Here is a 16,783-nt window from a genome sequence, read left to right as displayed (position 1 = left end):
TGGTATTTAATGCTTTTTACCCTACTATTAACAAGTGATATTTGAAACCTTTTATCTTTAAAAATCGTTACTCATTTTAAAATGTTTCATGTGAAACATTTTAAAATGGCATAAATACATAGAAGCAAAACTAACTTTTTCTTTTAATTTTGGCTATTTGGTGTATTATAAAGCTATTCGGGCCCTTAGCTCAGTTGGGAGAGCGTCTGCTCCGCAAGTAGAAGGTCGACGGTTCAAATCCGTTAGGGTCCATAGTAACCACTACAGATTTTAAAAATCAAAAAAGAGATTAACTTCAATTTGAAGTTAATCTCTTTTTCTTACGTTTCTATTTAATAAGGTTTTCCATTTGCAACGTGTTTTGCATGTTGCAACAGCGCTGTCATAGTTTCAATAATATGCGGATCGTCAATTTGATAGTACATTAACTTTCCTTCTCGTCTCTGACTAATTATTTGATGCGTTTTTAATAAACTTAATTGATGAGATAAGTTTGTTTGTTCAACATTAAGTATCTTTGATAATTCAGTTACATTATATTCATGTTGTTCCAATAAATAGATTAATTGTAATCTTATTCGATTATTCAATAGCTTAGTTATCATAATTGATTCATCAAGTTCACTTTTTGGAATTTCATTGTACGGTTGCATTATTTTCCTCCTACATAAAGTGCTGAATAGTACCACTTTCTAATAATATATATAGACCTAAGAAAACATAAACAATTAGAGTGATTAAATTACCAAAATTTTGAAAAAATTCTTGGATTTTAGGTAAATTAGTAATCATTTTACTCAACCATGTAATGATACATAAGAATATAAAAAATAGCATCAGTACAATAGGTACATCCCTAATAGATAATGTCGTGAAAAATGGGACGTAGATAGCAAGATTATCTGGTCCACAAGTTGCAATAGTAATCATAATTACATTTAAAATTATGCCTTGACCCGGTTTTCCTAATTTCTCCCGGACCTCATTACCCTCATCTTCATCACTAAAATACATTTTTATACCCATTATAATCGGAATAAGTCCCAAAAATCCTAAGATCCATTCTTCAGGAATCAGTTTTAACCAAAAGGCAGCAATCAAACTAACTGCTATAAGCGTCCCACTACCAAGTAGCTCTCCTATAAATATTAATTTTTCTTCATGTTTATTTTTATACTTAGCAAAAATAATAATTAGAATTAAAAGATAATCGATATTTGTTGAAATGAATGCGAGTACAGTTGAACCTAATAGTGTGACCATTATAGCATCTCCTCTATATGATATATTATTCATATGATATTTTGTTCATGTGAATAATATATCATATGTTAACGTCCATGTAAACGGTTAAATATAAATTTATTAGTACCTTATTTATTCAAAAATATGCTAGAATTAGTTTATTATCTATTACTTCGGAGGAATTCATATGGACTATCTAATACTGTTACTACCTATTTTATTGTTAGCTATTTGGTATATCAGCTTTCACAAAGAACCACGTCAATTAATTAATGGATTTCTGTTCAATATATTTGTCATTTCTTTAATAGGTGTACTCGCTACTTCCCCTATCAATTTTATGAAAAATAGCGCTGTTTTTATTATCATTGTTGGCGCTATAGGTTTGATATTACTTTCAATTGCAACTATTCCATTTTTATTAATTAATACTGGACTAGTCTTTAAACGTGAAAGTTATTCATTAGCTAACATGCTTGGACTACTACTTGCTATTGTTCTTATCATTCGCTGGTTTGTGACACCTTTAATCAGTACGTGGCCTTGGTATCTTCAATTACCATTTAATTTTGCTTCGTTGACTGGCTTATATCTTATGTTCGCTTTTTTAAATTTCTTGTCTGTTAGTATTTTATATAGCTTACGACGTCCAAAATATGATCAAGACTACATCATTGTACTAGGTGCAGGTTTAATCAACGGTTATAAAGTTAGTAAACTACTTGCCAACAGAATCAAACGTGCTACCAATTTTGCGGACAAACAAATACTATTAGGCGGTAAACGCCCGATTATTATTTTTTCAGGTGGGCAAGGTAATGATGAGTCTATTTCAGAAGCACAGGCAATGCAAAAATGGGCCATCGACAGTGGTTATCCAGAAGAATTTACATTACTAGAAGACAAATCAACAACGACTTTTGAAAATATGCGTTTCTCAAAAAAAATAATTGATCTTGATCATAGAGGGGATCATATTTTATTCAGTTCAAATAACTACCATATCTTTCGTGCTGCAATATTTGCACGAATGGTTGGTGTAAATGCTCAAGGCATTGGCGGGAAAACGCCATGGTATTTTTTACCTAATGCGTTCTTGCGTGAATTCATTGCTATCATAATGCTTCATAAAAATCGTCATTTTATAGTTATTTTGTTGCTCCTTTTACTGTCTATTTTTCAACAGCTTTTTAAATAATTATTACTTCAATACTTACTTAAATTAATTAATCTACTTAAAAGGATAAACCTTTAATTTATGTCATATTGACAAAACTCAGTACTATCGTTAGAATTAATTTTTATTAATATCAGTCTTATAAATTAACTATTTTTGTTGTAATCTAAGCATTAGCTAATAAAAGCTAATGCTTTTTTTATACAGTTTTTTAGTAAGGGAGATTTTATTTATGAATGGGATAGATATACACGATAATTTGAAGGTATTACAAGATTTAAAATTTTTAATTTATGACTTTAGTAACCATAGGATTGATTTTCACAATTTTGATATTTTAACTTTAGATTTACCTACCAAACAAATTGATTTAGTCTCAGCCTATCAAGCACAAAAAATTGACCACACTATTGAAGAAATAGCATGGTCAATCATTAATGATAATCATTTATAAACGGATTACTTTAAGCAATAATTCAGCTGTCGCTTCTCTTTTTTCTTTGGGTAAAGAAGCAAGATAATTAATCAAATCCAGCGTTGCAACACCTTTTAAATTTTGATTAGTAAAGAAGTCAGCTAACGTCATATCCAGCGCTTCAGCAATATCTGATAATTTTTTTATTTTAATATTATCTAACTTACCTCGCTCTATCAAAGAAATTAAACTAACAGAAGATTTTGATTTTTCAGCCAGTTGCTCAATGGTCATATTCAATAATTTTCGTTTAGCACGAATTAAAATTCCTATTTTTTTAAGCATATTAAACTCCTAATCAGAAAGGTTCTCTTTATGGTAAAGGTTTTTAAAACAATCAAACAGATTATAGCTTATCTTTTTTTAATATATATATATATACAAAAACCTTTTAAGCTGATAAAATAACTTAAGTTTCGTTTAAGGTTTGTCTTTATTCGTTGATTTAGTAATTTAAATCTAAGGAGGCCACGGGGGGTATTACTAATTCTGCATCTAACAACCTAAAAAAATACATAAGTACCAATGATTAAAATCCTATTTTATGCGATTGAGTTAGCCATTATTTTATAAACTAAAACTCGCTATGTATACACTAGATTTGGTAACTTTTAGTTAAGTAGTCAAAGTTAATCATATTATTAAGGTAGTTAAAAAGGAGATCCAATGATTAAAAAAGAACAAATCTATTATGCGCCTTCAGATGATTTATCTGGGAGTACGACAAAAAAATTCTGTCCTAATTGTGGAAGTGAAGTTCCTAAGGATGGTAATTTCTGTCCTAATTGTAATTTTGATTTACGTGTTAATTCAGTTGCGTCACAGCAACCTGTTACGCCGGTTCAACCAACACAACAACAAATGCCACCTACACAAACACGAACTGCAAATCCTAAATTACCCATCTCAGGTAAAACAAAATTCATCAGAATTTTGATTGGTATTATCGCTCTTATTATTGTTGTTGGCTACTATGCTGGAACAAAATATTACTCAAAAGAAAATCAAATTGAACGAATTACAGATGCATTAAAAACCGATAAAAACATGGAAGCTTATTTTTCAACATCGGATACGGCATTAAAAATTACTGATGAGTCTATGAAACCTGCATCAGATGCATGGGGTAGTACAGACTCTCTTAAAACTTTTAAAAACGAATTAACCAATGGAGCAAGCACTTCAACACATTTTCATTTAAAAGAAAATGGTAAACATTGGTTATTATTCCCTAAATATACGGCTGACTTTTCAACCGTTTCCGTTAACTTATCAACGAATAGCTCTGGGGCTGTTATCAAGATGAATGATAAAAAAGTTGCTACAGCTGACTCTGATAATTACAGTAAAACAATCTCAAATCTAGTTCCCGGTAACTACACAATAGAAGCAGCTGGCTCTATTGATGGTACTAAACTAAATAATAAATCGACTGAGACGCTCACTAGTTCAACTTCTAACGTCAATTTAGATTTAAGTACACTTACTTTTAGAATTAAAAGTATCGCAAATGCTGATATCTATGTTAATTCTAAAAAAGTTGGTACAACTGATGATGATGGTTCTGCAACAATTGGCCCTATTGCCTCTTCTGGAAACAATCGATTGCAGCTTAAAGAAAAGGTCGGAGACAACACTCTCGTTACCAGTGAATACCAAATTTCAGGTAGCGATGATGATAACGACGTAACTTTAAATAATACAGATGAAAATGGCTTTCAAGATAGTTCTAGTAGCAATTTATTCAATATTAATTTTCCTAATATGTTAACTCTAGATGATGCAGAAAGTTATATAGACAATTTATTTACCCAAATTGATGACTACACTATCGATGGTGATGACTCTAATGAGGATTCAAATGATAGTTATGGCTCAATAGGCAGTTTCTTTGTTAATGGCTCAAGCAATGCAGATGCCAAGGCATGGGTGACTATTGCTAAAAATTATCATGATGATGATGCAATCAGTAGTGTCTCTTATGACGCTAAAGTATTATCAGTAACACCGACAGATAAAAATAAATTTGATGTCGCTTATGATGTTACTTATACGTTCGATTTCACTGATAGTGACGATAATTATTCAACTAAAACACAAGTATTTAGATATACTGCTAAAGTTAATTATTCTAATAACGATGACTTCTTAATCAAGTCAATTACACCCGCTAAAAAAATTAGTGAAAAAATTGAAGACAACTAAACTTTGGAGGAAATAATCATGAAAACATGCCCAAACTGTAGTTCACAACAACCAGAAAATGTAAAATTTTGTACAAACTGTGGATTTGCCTTTTCCATTAAACCAGCCCAAGAAACGGCCGCAACACAATCACAAAACGTACAAGAACCAACAAAATTCCAACAACAATACACGCAACAACAAGATACTAAAGCTCAAAATGAGAATATTGAACAAGCTAAAACATTCGCATCAAATTATTGGTCTTATTTCTTAAATGCCATTAAACATCCCACAATTTTAGAAAATGGTCATAAATATTTCGGCTTTACGACAATTATTTTATTCGCCATATTTAATGATATTTTTGTAAAATTAATAATGGATAATGTTGCTAAATCTGTTAATTCAAGTCTATTTTCAGGACTCTTTAACACTCAAAGTACCTATGCGCCAACAATTGACAGTAGTGTCTACGCAAAATTATTTTTCTTAACACTACTAGCTTTTGCCTTTTACATACTAATTGGATTTTTTGTTCGTAATGTTGTTTTAGGCGATAAGAGTGATACCTTACTTTCATTTACAAATCGCTTTACACACTACCTCATGATCAATCTTGTATTAGCTGTCCTTAGTATGCTTTTCATGCTACTTGGAATGAGAGGCCTTGCTGTATTCATGTATGCTTTAATGGCCCTTATCATGAGTATTGCTTTCATTTTATCGATGATTATTGATACAAATCCACTTAAAATAGATAAACTTTACGGCGTTGTCATTGGACAACTTCTATTAGCTTTAGTTTTCATGATTGTTATGTCAGTATTTGCTGTCAGTTTAGCAGCCAACATAGCTTCAATCATCTCTGCAGCTGGATTTTAAGTTTATTGCTTAACCTAATTATAAAAAGTTAAAAAGGCACCAATCAAGTATACTTGATTGGTGCCTTTTCTGCATTTCTGTACTATTAATTATTAACTTTAGCAATCTTACCCTGTTCAATATAAACAGCAAGAATTGATAAATCAGCAGGATTCACACCACTAATACGACTAGCTTGAGCTAATGTTTCTGGTTGAATCTTAATGAATTTTTGACGCGCTTCCGTCGCAATTCCTTCAATAGAATCGTAATCAATATTTGTTGGAATTTTTTTAGCTTCCATACGTTTTAACTTCGCAACTTTTTCTTGTGCTTTTTTAATATAGCCTTCGTACTTAAATTGGATTTCTACTTGTTCAATAATTCTATGGTCTAATTCATGGTCAGGACCTGGAATAAACTTCTCAATGTCTGCGTAAGTTACCTCAGGGCGACGTAAAAATTCATTAGCCAACACGCCATCTTTCAAAGCGGCACTATTATGTTCTGCTAAGAATGCATTCACATCTTCAGTAGGTTTAATACGGAATGATTGTAATCTAGCTTTTTCGGCTTCAATTTCAGCTTTTTTAGCTTTAAAAATAGCTAATCTCTTTTCAGAAATTAAACCAATATCATATCCTTTTTCAGTTAAACGTAAATCAGCGTTATCATGACGTAAGATTAAGCGATATTCAGCACGAGATGTTAATAGACGATAAGGTTCGTTTGTCCCTTTTGTTACTAAATCATCAATCATAACACCGATATAAGCGTCACTTCGATTTAACGTAAAATCTTCGCGGCCTAAAGCACGTAACCCAGCGTTAATTCCTGCCATTATTCCTTGTCCAGCAGCTTCTTCATATCCAGAAGTCCCGTTTGTTTGACCAGCGGTATATAAATTCTTCACTAATTTAGTTTCAAGCGTTGGTCGTAATTGATAAGGAGCCACGACATCATATTCAATCGCATAACCCGGACGCATTAATTCAGCGTTTTCAAGGCCCTTAATTGAATGAATAATATCTTGTTGGACTTCTTCCGGCATTGACGTAGAAAGGCCCTGAACGTAAAATTCGTCCGTTGAACGGCCTTCTGGTTCTAAGAAGAGCTGATGACGAGGTTTATCAGAGAAACGAACAATTTTATCTTCAATAGATGGACAGTAACGTGGACCCACACCTTTAATAATTCCTGAGAACATAGGTGCACGATCAAGGTTAGCATTAATAATCTCATGCGTTTTCAAGTTGGTATACGTTAACCAACAAGATAATTGATTTTTAACATCAATATAATCTTCATCAGGTGTTTCAAAACTAAAGTGGTTAGGTTCAACATCCCCTGGTTGTTCATCAGTCACACTGTAATCAATTGTATTCCCATCAACACGAGGTGGTGTTCCAGTTTTAAAACGTTCTAAATCAAATCCAAGAGCTTCAAGATTTTCAGATAATTTAATTGCAGGTTGTGAATTATTAGGACCTGATGAATAACTCAATTCGCCAATAATAATCTTACCGCGAGCAGCCGTTCCAACTGTTAAAACAACACTTTTAGAACGGTATTTTGCCCCAGTATTTGTTACAACACCATGACATTCGCCATCTTCAACAATTAAACTATCGACTGTTCCTTGACGTAACGTTAGGTTTTCTTCTTTTTCCATTGTATGTTTCATTTCACTTGAATAAAGATGTTTATCAGCTTGTGCCCGTAATGCTCTAACAGCTGGACCTTTACCAGTATTTAACATACGCATTTGTACATAAGTTTTATCGATGTTACGACCCATTTCGCCACCTAAGGCATCAATTTCACGTACAACAATTCCTTTAGCTGGACCACCAATTGAAGGATTACATGGCATAAAAGCAACCATGTCTAAACTAATTGTGATAAGTAATGTTTTATTACCCATTCGTGCAGCAGCGAGTGCTGCTTCTGAACCAGCATGTCCAGCACCAACCACAATTACATCATAATCTGGGCCGTCATAAGTTTTAATGTCCATTTATATTCTCCTATTTACTAACAATTATTTACCTAAACAGAATTGACTAAATAATTCTGTGAGTAATTCATCTTTGTAGCTATCACCAGTGATTTCACCAAGTAATTCCCAACTTCTAGTCATGTCAATTTGAACTAAATCGATTGGCATACCGGAAGCAATCCCAGTGATCACATCATCTAAAGCAGTCTCAGCTTGATTTAACAAGCCAATATGACGAGAATTAGTAATCATAACTGTTGTTTGGCTATTTTCAATTCCACCAAAGAATAAGTTAGCAATTTTTTCTTCAAGTTGCTTCACACCTTCATGATTTAAGACAGAAATAGAAATAATTTCCGTTGGATCAACCATACTTTCTAATTCTTTACGATCTAGATTTTCTGGTAAATCTGTTTTATTTAAGATAACAATTCGTTTATCATTCTGTGTTAATTTAATGAGCTGCTTATCTTCAGCAGACAAAGGTTCATTGCTATTCAAAACAAGCATGACTAAATCAGCTTGAACAATCGCTTCTTTCGAACGTTCAACCCCAATTTTTTCAACCTTATCTTCTGTATCACGAATACCGGCAGTGTCTACCAATTTCAAAGGTACACCCATAACGTTAACGTATTCTTCAATCACATCACGCGTTGTTCCAGCAACATCAGTTACAATGGCTTTATCTTCATGTAATAAGTGATTCAAAAGACTTGATTTACCAACATTAGGTCGACCAATTATGGCAGTAGCTAATCCTTCACGTAATACTTTACCTTGTTGCGCTGTTTGTAGTAATTCTTGAACATATTGCTTAACATCACGTGCTTTTTCAAGCAATAATTTAGTCGTCATTTCTTCACCAGCATCGTATTCTGGATAATCAATATTAACTTCAACTAATGCCAAAACATCTACGATATCTTTACGTAAATTGCGGATTAGACGTGCTAAATTACCATCTAACTGATTTAGTGCAACTTTCATTGAGCGATCTGTTTTAGCACGAATTAAATCCATAACAGCCTCAGCTTGAGATAAATCAATTCGACCATTTAAGAATGCTCGTTTTGTAAATTCACCAGGTTCAGCTAAGCGTGCCCCATTACTTAATAATAATTGTAAAATTTGATTCGTTGGTACAATACCACCATGACAGTTAATTTCAATCACATCTTCACGTGTAAATGTTTTAGGTGCTAACATAACTGAGACCATGACCTCATCGACTTCTTCATCCGTTTTAGGATTTAAAATATGTCCGTAGTTAATGGTATGACTATCAACGTTACCTAAATTTTTCCCTTTAAATACATTATTAGCAATTTGAACGGCATCCTCACCACTTAATCGAACAATTGAAATGGCACCTTCACCAGGTGGTGTTGATATAGCGGCAATTGTATCAAATTCTGTTAATTCTGGCATATCTTTAAATACTCCCTTCAAGTGCTCTATTAGCAGTTAATTAATCATATTCTTTAAATTTTTTCAAACAAAAAAAGGGCCCACTCCACGCCCTAAAAGGACGTGGATAAAGCACCTTCACTACTTTATCTAATATTAAGTTCAATGCCAATAATATACTTTTTTTACCGACATTTGTCAACAAGTCTGTTTGATGATTCTAATTCACTAACCACGAATACCGCGATTTTCTAATTTATTAGTAATCACTTTTAATTCATTAACATAACCAAGATATTCTTCTTCAGTCATATCAAATGAAGTAAAACAATTCGACATTTGTTTCATAATTCTATGTTTACTTCTTTTAGCTTTTCCAGTCAATGAGACATTCACACGGCGTTCATCCTCAGGATCTCTAGTCCGAAGAATCCAATCATCCTTTTCCATACGTTTTAAAAGTGGTGTTAATGTTCCGTTATCTAGATGTAACTTCGCACCAAGTTCCTTCACCATAACAGGTGACGTTTCCCACAATGAAAGTAACGTAATATATTGCGGATACGTTAAGCTAAATTCCTTCAGTGATTCTGTATAAAATTTATTGTAATCTTTTTGTGCTGTGTAAATAGCAAAACATAGTTCATCTTCTAATTTTTCTGGATCATGTTTTAAAGCCATGGGTGGGGACTCCCTTCTATTACTGACTATTTTTTATTTTTAGGCGCTACAATTACTGAGCGCTTAGGTTCTGTTCCAATCGATGTTGTTTTGATTCGGTTATTTCGTGCTAAATAAAAATGAATTTGCTTACGTTCGTTAGCAGGCATCGGGTCTAATTGTACCGTCTCACCCGTTCTAATAACATCCTTGGCCACTTTAATTGCAAGGCGCTCAATCGTTTCTTCGCGACGTTTACGGTAGCCACCAACATCTAGAATAACATTCATTCTGCTAACTGCTTTTTGATTCATATTAACTTGTGCTAAATATTGCAAAGCATTTAAACTTTTACCGTGTTTACCAATTAATAATCCTTGTTTACTCGTATTAAAATCATATGTTACCTGACGGCGCTCAAATTGAACATTAATTTCTGTATCAATACCCATTAATTCTGTAATGTCGGCCAAATAATAACCAACATCATGAACTGCTTTTTCATTAAGTTGACTTCTAGCAGCTTTTTCTGCTGCTGTTAGAGGCTTTGATGTAACACTATCTTTTTTTTCATCAATAATTTTCTTGCTTACTGGTTTTTCTGTTATTTTTTTTTCAATTAATTCAACTTCTGCCTTTTTGCGGCCAAAAAATAAAAATCCAGACTTACCTTCATTGATTATTTTAATTTCAATCTGTGTTTTTTCAAGCTTTAATGCAGCCAAACCGTTACTCACAGCTTGATCAACATTTTTTCCAGTAAATATGGGCATGTTCATCCTCCAAATATAATTATCATCGTTATATTATAGCACTAATTGACCCCTTATCTATACCCTTTTTCAGAACGATTTTTTTGAAAAGTTCTTTCATTTGACAAAATCTATAGGACTCAGCCTATAATGAAAATACTAAATATAAAAACTCGGAGGATTAATTCTATGAATAAATTAACAGACACATATGAATTAGCAAATGGTGTCAAAATTCCTGTTGTTGGTTTTGGTACTTGGCAAACACCAAGTGGTGATGTTGCTAAAGCATCTGTAAAATCAGCATTAGCTTCTGGTTACATACATTTAGATACTGCTGAAATGTACCACAATGAAAGTAGTGTTGGAGAAGGTATTGCCGAAAGCGGTGTTGCTCGTGAAGATATCTTTTTAACAAGTAAATTAGCTAATACAGCTCATACGTACGATGAAACACAAACAGCATTTGCACGAACATTAAAAGATTTAGGTGTTGATTACCTTGATTTATTCTTGATTCACTGGCCAAATCCTGCTGCTTATCGTGAAGATAATTGGGAAAGTCATCTTCAAGAAACATGGCGTGCATTTGAAGATCTTTATAATGAAGGTAAAATTAAAGCCATTGGTGTTTCTAACTTCCGTCCTCGTCATTTTAAAATTTTGGAAGAAACACAAACAATTACACCAATGATTAATCAAATTAGATTAGCTCCTGGTGATACTCCCAAAGAGACAATTGATTATTGTCACAAGCATAATATTCAATTAGAAGCTTATAGCCCATTAGGAACTGGTGCTATCTTTACGGAACCAACAATGGTTAAAATTGCTAATCGTATTGGTCGCAGTGTTGCACAAGTTACCTTACGTTGGTCATTACAAAATGGATTCTTACCACTTCCCAAATCTGTTCATGCTGACAGAATTGAAGAAAATACTCATTTATTTGATTTTGAATTATCTGATGAAGACATGGCAGAAATCAACTCTCTAGATGGTGTTGTTGGTCATGCTCAAGATCCAGATACAGCAACTTTCTAAAATGTTTCACGTGAAACAAAAATGCGTAACCAGATATATTCTGGTTACGCATTTTTAGTTATCTATAGTTTGATGATGCATTTGGCATGACTATTGCACATATGATGTAAACAATAATACCAGGGAATGCTGCACTCAGGACACTTAAAAGAACGTACCCTATTCTTGTTAATGTTGGGTCCCAGTTAAAAAATTCAGCAATACCACCGACAACACCAGCAATAATTCTATTATTAGATTTTGTTAATTTTCTCAATTTTAATCCTCCTCTTGTTAACCTTTTATGTAATTATATCCAAAATAAAAAACCAAAGCCACTAAATGGACTTTGGTTTTCAAAAATTACTTTTTGTTACGGCCCTTATAAGCTTTCTTTTTCGCTTTTTTAATAGCCTGTACTTTTTCTTTTTCAAGACGTACTTTTTCTTCACGTTCACGTGTAATTTTAAATGGATTATTAATTAACAATGTTTGTCCAACTGAGAATGCATTGGTAATAACCCAATATAATGACAAGGCTGATGGTAAGTTAACAGCTGTCACAAGAATCATTATTGGTGTACCATAAACCATCATCGTTGACATTGAGTTTGCTTCAGGTTGGGACATAACACCCAACTTAGAAACAAAGTAAGTTAAGATTGCAGCAAAAATTGGTAAGATGAAGTACGGATCTTTATCACCAAGCTGTAACCATAAAAATTCACCCGTCTTCAAAACGTTCGTTCTCAAAATAGCTTGATAAAGAGCTAATAAAATCGGCATCTGTACTAATAATGGTAAACATCCAGCAACAGGATTAATGCCTGCTTCTGCATATAATTTCTGTTGTTCTTCACGTAATTTTTGAACAGTTGCAGCATCTTTACCAGAATGCTTAGCTTGAAGTGCCTTCAATTGAGGTTGAACTTCAGCTGTTTTACGCATACTTTTTGTTTGATAAATCATTAATGGTAATAAAATAACCCTAATGATTATGGTAAAGATGATAATACCAACACCATAGTTCCCACCAAATAATTTTGAAAGGAAAATAATAGCCCTAGAGAAACTGAGGATGATACCGCCATCCCAAATTCCTGTACTATTTTCCGTTATTGGTGTTGTACTACATCCCGCTAGGACTAACATTAACCCCAACATACTTAATAGGACTAAAAATCGCTTACTCTTCTTTTTCACAAGAATACCCTCGCTCACTTTATTAGTCTAAAATTTTAGCTATTTTTAAAACATGTGTTAATTGTTTCTTGGATTCCTCTTGCGACAACCAAGCAACAGATGGTCTAGCAATAACCAAAAAATCGCAATCTTGTTTAAGATCTGGTTTCAATTCTAACAACGATTGACGAATACGGCGTTTAACCCAATTACGAGCAACAGCATTCCCAATACGTTTTCCAACTGAAATTCCAACTCTAAAATGAGCTTGTTCTGGTTTTTCCATCATATATATAACATACTTTCGGTTCGCACAAGATTGACCTTTTTTAAAAACTGTTTGGAACTCTGCTTCTTTTTTAACGCGATATGATTTTCTCATGTAATATCTCCAGTTAAATAGATACTGTATCTTTGTAATAAAAAAAACCACTGAAATCAGTGGTCTATGCAGACAATACTTTTCTACCTTTACGGCGTCTACGTGCTAAGACGTTACGGCCGCCTTTTGTACTCATGCGTTTACGGAAACCATGCACGCGTTCACGGTGACGTTTTTTAGGTTGGTATGTTCTTTTCATAATTTAGGCACCTCCTTAAATACTTAATGTTTCAACTAATCGGTATCTTGATAAAAATAAGATACCAGTGACGTCAATTTCACTTACCGGAATATAATACCATACTTCTTTCTTCTATGAAAGAAAATTATTAGAATTCAATGTAATTTAGTTATCCACACTTTTTCGCTATTTATTTTTTAGTTGTGGATGAGTTGTGAAACACATCTTGTCGTCCACAACTCGGAACACACACTTTTTCACAATAAACAGCCTGTTAATAAGTTATACACACCCTTAACTAAAAACTGTTAATAACTAATGAAAATCCTTTAATAACATACTTTATTTCAATCACTCATTTGTGGATAACATGGCAAACAAAACTGGTTTATCTTTTTATGCCCACCCCTGTGGAAAACTTATTAATGACCCTGTTATTATTTTTTACACATTTTTTTAAACCTGTGGAAAACCCTTCTTTAAAATGCTAAACTGTAGTTACGATTTATTTAAACAAGGAGGCTTTTTGTGCTTACTCTCGAAAATTTATGGTCCTCACTGACTGATTATTTCAAAACGCAACTCAACCCTGTTAGTTACGAAACTTGGATTTCATCAGCTGAACCAAAACAATTTATTAATAACGACCTTATTATTGAGCTACCCTCCCAGCTACATAAAACTTACTGGATACAACATCTAGCACCAAAAGTTGTTGCGTTTCTTTACGAATCAACTGGTGAAGAAATCAATCCCGTTTTAAAAATAAAGGGTGAATTAACCGCGGGCGGCCAATCAAATATGGCAGTATCAAATAGTTCAAACTCTAATAACGATAATGTCCCTACCTTTATGCGTGATGCCAAATTAAACGATAGATATACCTTTAGTACCTTCGTTACTGGAAAAGGTAATCAGATGGCCCACGCTGCTGCTTTGGTTGTTTCTGAAGAACCTGGCCGCTTGTACAACCCGCTCTTTTTCTATGGTGGTGTTGGTTTGGGTAAAACCCATTTAATGCACGCAATTGGTCACCAAATGCTTCTAAACAATCCTGATGCAAAAGTAAAATACGTTACAAGTGAAGCATTTACTAACGGCTTCATTAACTCACTTCGAAATAATACGCCCGAAGATTTCCGAAAAGAATATCGTAGTGTTGATCTCTTACTGGTGGATGATATTCAATTTTTTGCCGATAAAGAATCAACACAAGAAGAATTTTTCCATACATTTAACTCTTTATATGATGATAAAAAACAAATTGTCTTATCATCTGATCGTTTACCAAACGAAATACCAAAATTACAAAAACGTCTTATATCTCGCTTTAAATGGGGTCTTTCAGTTGATATAACCCCTCCTGATTTAGAAACTAGAATTGCTATTTTAAGAAATAAATCTGATGCTGAAAATCTTGAAATACCAGATGATACATTAAGTTATATTGCTGGCCAAATCGATTCGAATATTCGTGAACTTGAAGGCGCTTTGGTTAGAGTACAAGCGTACGCGACCTTATCAAACTCAGAAATAACAACGAGTTTAGCCGCCGATGCCTTAAAAAACTTAAGTTTAAAAGATAAATCAAATGAAATTTCAATTGCTATTGTTCAAGATCGGGTTGCTAAATATTTCCACGTTACTGTGGGCGATTTAAAAGGAAAAAAACGTGTTAAAGCAATTGTTATGCCACGTCAAATTGCTATGTACTTAAGTCGCGAACTTACCGACAATTCCTTACCTAAGATTGGATCTGAATTTGGTGGTAAGGATCATACAACGGTTATTCATGCTCACGAAAAAATTGCTGTAATGTTAGAAACTGATGACAAACTTCAGCGTCAAATTTCAGATCTTAAGAGTGAACTTAACCAATAATAGTTGTGGGCAATTGTGGATAAGGCGGCTTGTTTACTCACAGGTTATCCACATGTGAATTCTTTTATTTACATGGTCCCAACGTATTTCTTAACATGATTAACAGGCCCTACTACTGCTTCTATTCTTTTATTACTTAATTAATAACTAAACTTACCGGAGGATTTACTATGGAATTTACAATTAATCGATCAGCATTCATTAAACAATTAACAGATGTTCAAAGAGCTATTTCTTCAAAAACAACAATTCCTATATTAACGGGTATCAAAGTTGTCTTAACTGCTTCTGGTTTACTTTTAACAGGTAGTGATGCAGATGTTTCTATTGAAACTTTTTTATCTGTTGAAGATGAATCTAATAACTTAACAATTGAATCAACTGGTGAAATTGTGCTACCTGCACGATTCTTTAGCGAAATTGTTAAAAAATTACCGCAAGATACTTTTTCATTAACAGTGACTGATGGTTATCAAACTGAGATTACTTCTGGATCAGCCTCATTCAATATTAATGGGTTAGATGCAAATAACTATCCTCACTTACCAGAAATTGATACTGATGATAATTTAATTTTTTCGGGATCAATCTTAAAACAAATTATTAGCCAAACTGTTATTGCCGTTTCTAACCAAGAAAGTCGCCCTATTTTAACTGGTGTTCACTTTGTCATTGAAAATGGTGAGTTTTTAGCAGTCGCAACAGATAGTCATCGTTTGAGCCAACGTAAAATTACATTGGAAGGCGCAAACGATGCAAAATATGATGTTATTATTCCTGGTAAATCTTTAGTAGAATTATCACGAATGATTGACGATTCTAATCCAGATATTGAAATGCGTATTTCAGAAAACCAAGTACTCTTTATTCTTGGAAATACCTCATTTTATTCACGTTTATTAGAAGGAAATTATCCTGATACAACTCGTCTAATTCCTAAAGAATCAGCTACAGACATTGAGTTTAATGCGCCTAAATTATTATCAGCAATTGAACGTGCGTCATTACTATCACATGAAAGCCGTAATAACGTTGTTAAACTAGCGATTAATACGGCAGAACAAAAAGTTGTCATTTATAGTAACTCGCCTGATGTTGGTAATGTTGAGGAAGCATTAGAATTTAGCAATTTATCAGGAAATGATCTTGAAATTTCATTTAATCCAGACTATATGAAAGATGCTTTAAGATCATTTGGACAAACTGAAATTAAAGTTGCGTTTACACAACCATTACGACCATTTACCTTAGTCCCAACTGAAGATACAACGCAATTTATTCAATTAATTACACCAGTTCGAACATTCTAATTAATTGTTCGTGTATGAATAACTAATAAAAATAGAGTAAAAGCAGCCAATAAAACTG

General features: G+C 33.2%; 18 protein-coding genes and 1 tRNA gene. 8 read left to right on the top strand and 11 right to left on the bottom strand.

The genetic code is table 11. The annotated features are described in order from the left end of the window. The first annotated feature begins 179 nt into the window (after positions 1-179). Positions 180-252, top strand: a tRNA-Ala gene (locus AC1RP4_RS00445). Between the two features lie 80 nt (positions 253-332). Here AC1RP4_RS00445 and AC1RP4_RS00440 read toward each other — a convergent pair. Together AC1RP4_RS00440 and AC1RP4_RS00435 are read right to left on the bottom strand one after the other, a co-directional pair. Further along, the gene (locus tag AC1RP4_RS00440) at positions 333-653 is read right to left on the bottom strand and encodes an ArsR/SmtB family transcription factor (RefSeq protein ID WP_481761072.1); all 321 of its coding nucleotides are present in this window, start codon (positions 651-653) and stop codon (positions 333-335) included. 10 nt (positions 654-663) lie between these two features. Then, complete coding sequence (locus AC1RP4_RS00435) at positions 664-1,263, bottom strand: cadmium resistance transporter (RefSeq protein ID WP_481761073.1); 600 nt, start codon at positions 1,261-1,263, stop codon at positions 664-666. Between the two features lie 169 nt (positions 1,264-1,432). Here AC1RP4_RS00435 and AC1RP4_RS00430 point away from each other — a divergent pair, with 169 nt between their 5' ends. Both AC1RP4_RS00430 and AC1RP4_RS00425 read left to right on the top strand, forming a co-directional pair. Next, positions 1,433-2,443 carry a YdcF family protein gene (locus AC1RP4_RS00430; RefSeq protein WP_481761074.1) on the top strand — a complete coding sequence of 337 codons (1,011 nt, stop codon included), beginning with the start codon at positions 1,433-1,435 and terminating at the stop codon, positions 2,441-2,443. A gap of 211 nt (positions 2,444-2,654) precedes the next feature. After that, positions 2,655-2,876, top strand: coding sequence for a hypothetical protein (locus AC1RP4_RS00425; protein WP_409021835.1), 222 nt, complete (start codon positions 2,655-2,657; stop codon positions 2,874-2,876). Here the strand turns inward: AC1RP4_RS00425 and AC1RP4_RS00420 are convergent. Continuing rightward, positions 2,871-3,182 carry a helix-turn-helix domain-containing protein gene (locus AC1RP4_RS00420; RefSeq protein ID WP_481761075.1) on the bottom strand — a complete coding sequence of 104 codons (312 nt, stop codon included), beginning with the start codon at positions 3,180-3,182 and terminating at the stop codon, positions 2,871-2,873. The genes AC1RP4_RS00425 and AC1RP4_RS00420 overlap by 6 nt on opposite strands. A gap of 381 nt (positions 3,183-3,563) precedes the next feature. Here AC1RP4_RS00420 and AC1RP4_RS00415 point away from each other — a divergent pair, with 381 nt between their 5' ends. Both AC1RP4_RS00415 and AC1RP4_RS00410 read left to right on the top strand, forming a co-directional pair. Then, a complete protein-coding gene (locus tag AC1RP4_RS00415) occupies positions 3,564-5,102 on the top strand; it encodes a zinc ribbon domain-containing protein (protein WP_481761076.1) in 1,539 nt (512 codons plus the stop codon). Between the two features lie 18 nt (positions 5,103-5,120). After that, entirely contained in the window at positions 5,121-5,966 is an 846-nt protein-coding gene (locus tag AC1RP4_RS00410) for a DUF6574 domain-containing protein (protein ID WP_481761077.1), read from the top strand. A gap of 85 nt (positions 5,967-6,051) precedes the next feature. Here AC1RP4_RS00410 and mnmG read toward each other — a convergent pair whose 3' ends face one another. The 4 genes from mnmG to jag all read right to left on the bottom strand — a co-directional run bounded on the left by mnmG (position 6,052) and on the right by jag (position 10,787). After that, positions 6,052-7,962, bottom strand: coding sequence for a tRNA uridine-5-carboxymethylaminomethyl(34) synthesis enzyme MnmG (gene mnmG, locus AC1RP4_RS00405; RefSeq protein ID WP_481761078.1), 1,911 nt, complete (start codon positions 7,960-7,962; stop codon positions 6,052-6,054). Positions 7,963-7,986: 24 nt separating this feature from the next. Next, positions 7,987-9,375: a tRNA uridine-5-carboxymethylaminomethyl(34) synthesis GTPase MnmE gene (mnmE, locus tag AC1RP4_RS00400; protein WP_481761079.1), complete on the bottom strand. Its 1,389-nt coding sequence runs from the start codon at positions 9,373-9,375 to the stop codon at positions 7,987-7,989. A 207-nt stretch (positions 9,376-9,582) separates the two neighbouring features. Continuing rightward, positions 9,583-10,035 carry a MarR family winged helix-turn-helix transcriptional regulator gene (locus AC1RP4_RS00395; protein ID WP_481761080.1) on the bottom strand — a complete coding sequence of 151 codons (453 nt, stop codon included), beginning with the start codon at positions 10,033-10,035 and terminating at the stop codon, positions 9,583-9,585. A gap of 26 nt (positions 10,036-10,061) precedes the next feature. Further along, the gene (gene jag, locus AC1RP4_RS00390) at positions 10,062-10,787 is read right to left on the bottom strand and encodes an RNA-binding cell elongation regulator Jag/EloR (RefSeq protein WP_481761081.1); all 726 of its coding nucleotides are present in this window, start codon (positions 10,785-10,787) and stop codon (positions 10,062-10,064) included. 168 nt (positions 10,788-10,955) lie between these two features. On the opposite strand from jag, the gene AC1RP4_RS00385 reads away from it, so the two are divergent. Next, complete coding sequence (locus AC1RP4_RS00385; RefSeq protein WP_481761083.1) at positions 10,956-11,810, top strand: aldo/keto reductase; 855 nt, start codon at positions 10,956-10,958, stop codon at positions 11,808-11,810. A 58-nt stretch (positions 11,811-11,868) separates the two neighbouring features. On the opposite strand, the gene AC1RP4_RS00380 is transcribed toward AC1RP4_RS00385, so the two are convergent. From AC1RP4_RS00380 to rpmH, 4 genes are all read right to left on the bottom strand, one after another. Further along, positions 11,869-12,066 carry a PspC domain-containing protein gene (locus AC1RP4_RS00380; RefSeq protein WP_409021843.1) on the bottom strand — a complete coding sequence of 66 codons (198 nt, stop codon included), beginning with the start codon at positions 12,064-12,066 and terminating at the stop codon, positions 11,869-11,871. 86 nt (positions 12,067-12,152) lie between these two features. Next, positions 12,153-12,953 (bottom strand): membrane protein insertase YidC, encoded by an 801-nt coding sequence (gene yidC / locus AC1RP4_RS00375; RefSeq protein WP_481762166.1) that lies wholly within the window; start codon positions 12,951-12,953, stop codon positions 12,153-12,155. Between the two features lie 61 nt (positions 12,954-13,014). Continuing rightward, a complete protein-coding gene (gene rnpA, locus AC1RP4_RS00370) occupies positions 13,015-13,353 on the bottom strand; it encodes a ribonuclease P protein component (RefSeq protein WP_409021846.1) in 339 nt (112 codons plus the stop codon). Between the two features lie 64 nt (positions 13,354-13,417). After that, positions 13,418-13,552, bottom strand: a complete 135-nt coding sequence (gene rpmH, locus AC1RP4_RS00365) for a 50S ribosomal protein L34 (protein ID WP_057974157.1) — start codon at positions 13,550-13,552, stop codon at positions 13,418-13,420. 510 nt (positions 13,553-14,062) lie between these two features. Between rpmH and dnaA the strand changes: the two genes are divergently transcribed. Both dnaA and dnaN read left to right on the top strand, forming a co-directional pair. Next, positions 14,063-15,415: a chromosomal replication initiator protein DnaA gene (gene dnaA, locus AC1RP4_RS00360; RefSeq protein ID WP_481761085.1), complete on the top strand. Its 1,353-nt coding sequence runs from the start codon at positions 14,063-14,065 to the stop codon at positions 15,413-15,415. A gap of 170 nt (positions 15,416-15,585) precedes the next feature. Beyond that, positions 15,586-16,725, top strand: coding sequence for a DNA polymerase III subunit beta (gene dnaN, locus AC1RP4_RS00355; protein WP_481761086.1), 1,140 nt, complete (start codon positions 15,586-15,588; stop codon positions 16,723-16,725). Positions 16,726-16,783 lie beyond the last annotated feature (58 nt).

The sequence above is a fragment of the Dellaglioa sp. CoH-56-MRSF-10 genome (assembly GCF_056782175.1).
Note: the sequence above shows the minus strand (reverse complement) of the source record. Positions and strands in the feature narration are given on the sequence as shown.

Coding starts and splice junctions, on each gene's coding strand:
- AC1RP4_RS00435 (WP_481761073.1), bottom strand. CDS start 1,263: ATGGTCACACTATTAGGTTCAACTGTACTCGCATTCATTTCAACAAAT.
- mnmG (WP_481761078.1), bottom strand. CDS start 7,962: ATGGACATTAAAACTTATGACGGCCCAGATTATGATGTAATTGTGGTT.
- AC1RP4_RS00395 (WP_481761080.1), bottom strand. CDS start 10,035: ATGGCTTTAAAACATGATCCAGAAAAATTAGAAGATGAACTATGTTTT.
- AC1RP4_RS00415 (WP_481761076.1), top strand. CDS start 3,564: ATGATTAAAAAAGAACAAATCTATTATGCGCCTTCAGATGATTTATCT.
- jag (WP_481761081.1), bottom strand. CDS start 10,787: ATGCCCATATTTACTGGAAAAAATGTTGATCAAGCTGTGAGTAACGGT.
- dnaN (WP_481761086.1), top strand. CDS start 15,586: ATGGAATTTACAATTAATCGATCAGCATTCATTAAACAATTAACAGAT.
- rnpA (WP_409021846.1), bottom strand. CDS start 13,353: ATGAGAAAATCATATCGCGTTAAAAAAGAAGCAGAGTTCCAAACAGTT.
- AC1RP4_RS00420 (WP_481761075.1), bottom strand. CDS start 3,182: ATGCTTAAAAAAATAGGAATTTTAATTCGTGCTAAACGAAAATTATTG.
- AC1RP4_RS00440 (WP_481761072.1), bottom strand. CDS start 653: ATGCAACCGTACAATGAAATTCCAAAAAGTGAACTTGATGAATCAATT.
- AC1RP4_RS00425 (WP_409021835.1), top strand. CDS start 2,655: ATGAATGGGATAGATATACACGATAATTTGAAGGTATTACAAGATTTA.
- yidC (WP_481762166.1), bottom strand. CDS start 12,953: ATGTTGGGGTTAATGTTAGTCCTAGCGGGATGTAGTACAACACCAATA.
- AC1RP4_RS00430 (WP_481761074.1), top strand. CDS start 1,433: ATGGACTATCTAATACTGTTACTACCTATTTTATTGTTAGCTATTTGG.
- rpmH (WP_057974157.1), bottom strand. CDS start 13,552: ATGAAAAGAACATACCAACCTAAAAAACGTCACCGTGAACGCGTGCAT.
- AC1RP4_RS00410 (WP_481761077.1), top strand. CDS start 5,121: ATGAAAACATGCCCAAACTGTAGTTCACAACAACCAGAAAATGTAAAA.
- AC1RP4_RS00385 (WP_481761083.1), top strand. CDS start 10,956: ATGAATAAATTAACAGACACATATGAATTAGCAAATGGTGTCAAAATT.
- mnmE (WP_481761079.1), bottom strand. CDS start 9,375: ATGCCAGAATTAACAGAATTTGATACAATTGCCGCTATATCAACACCA.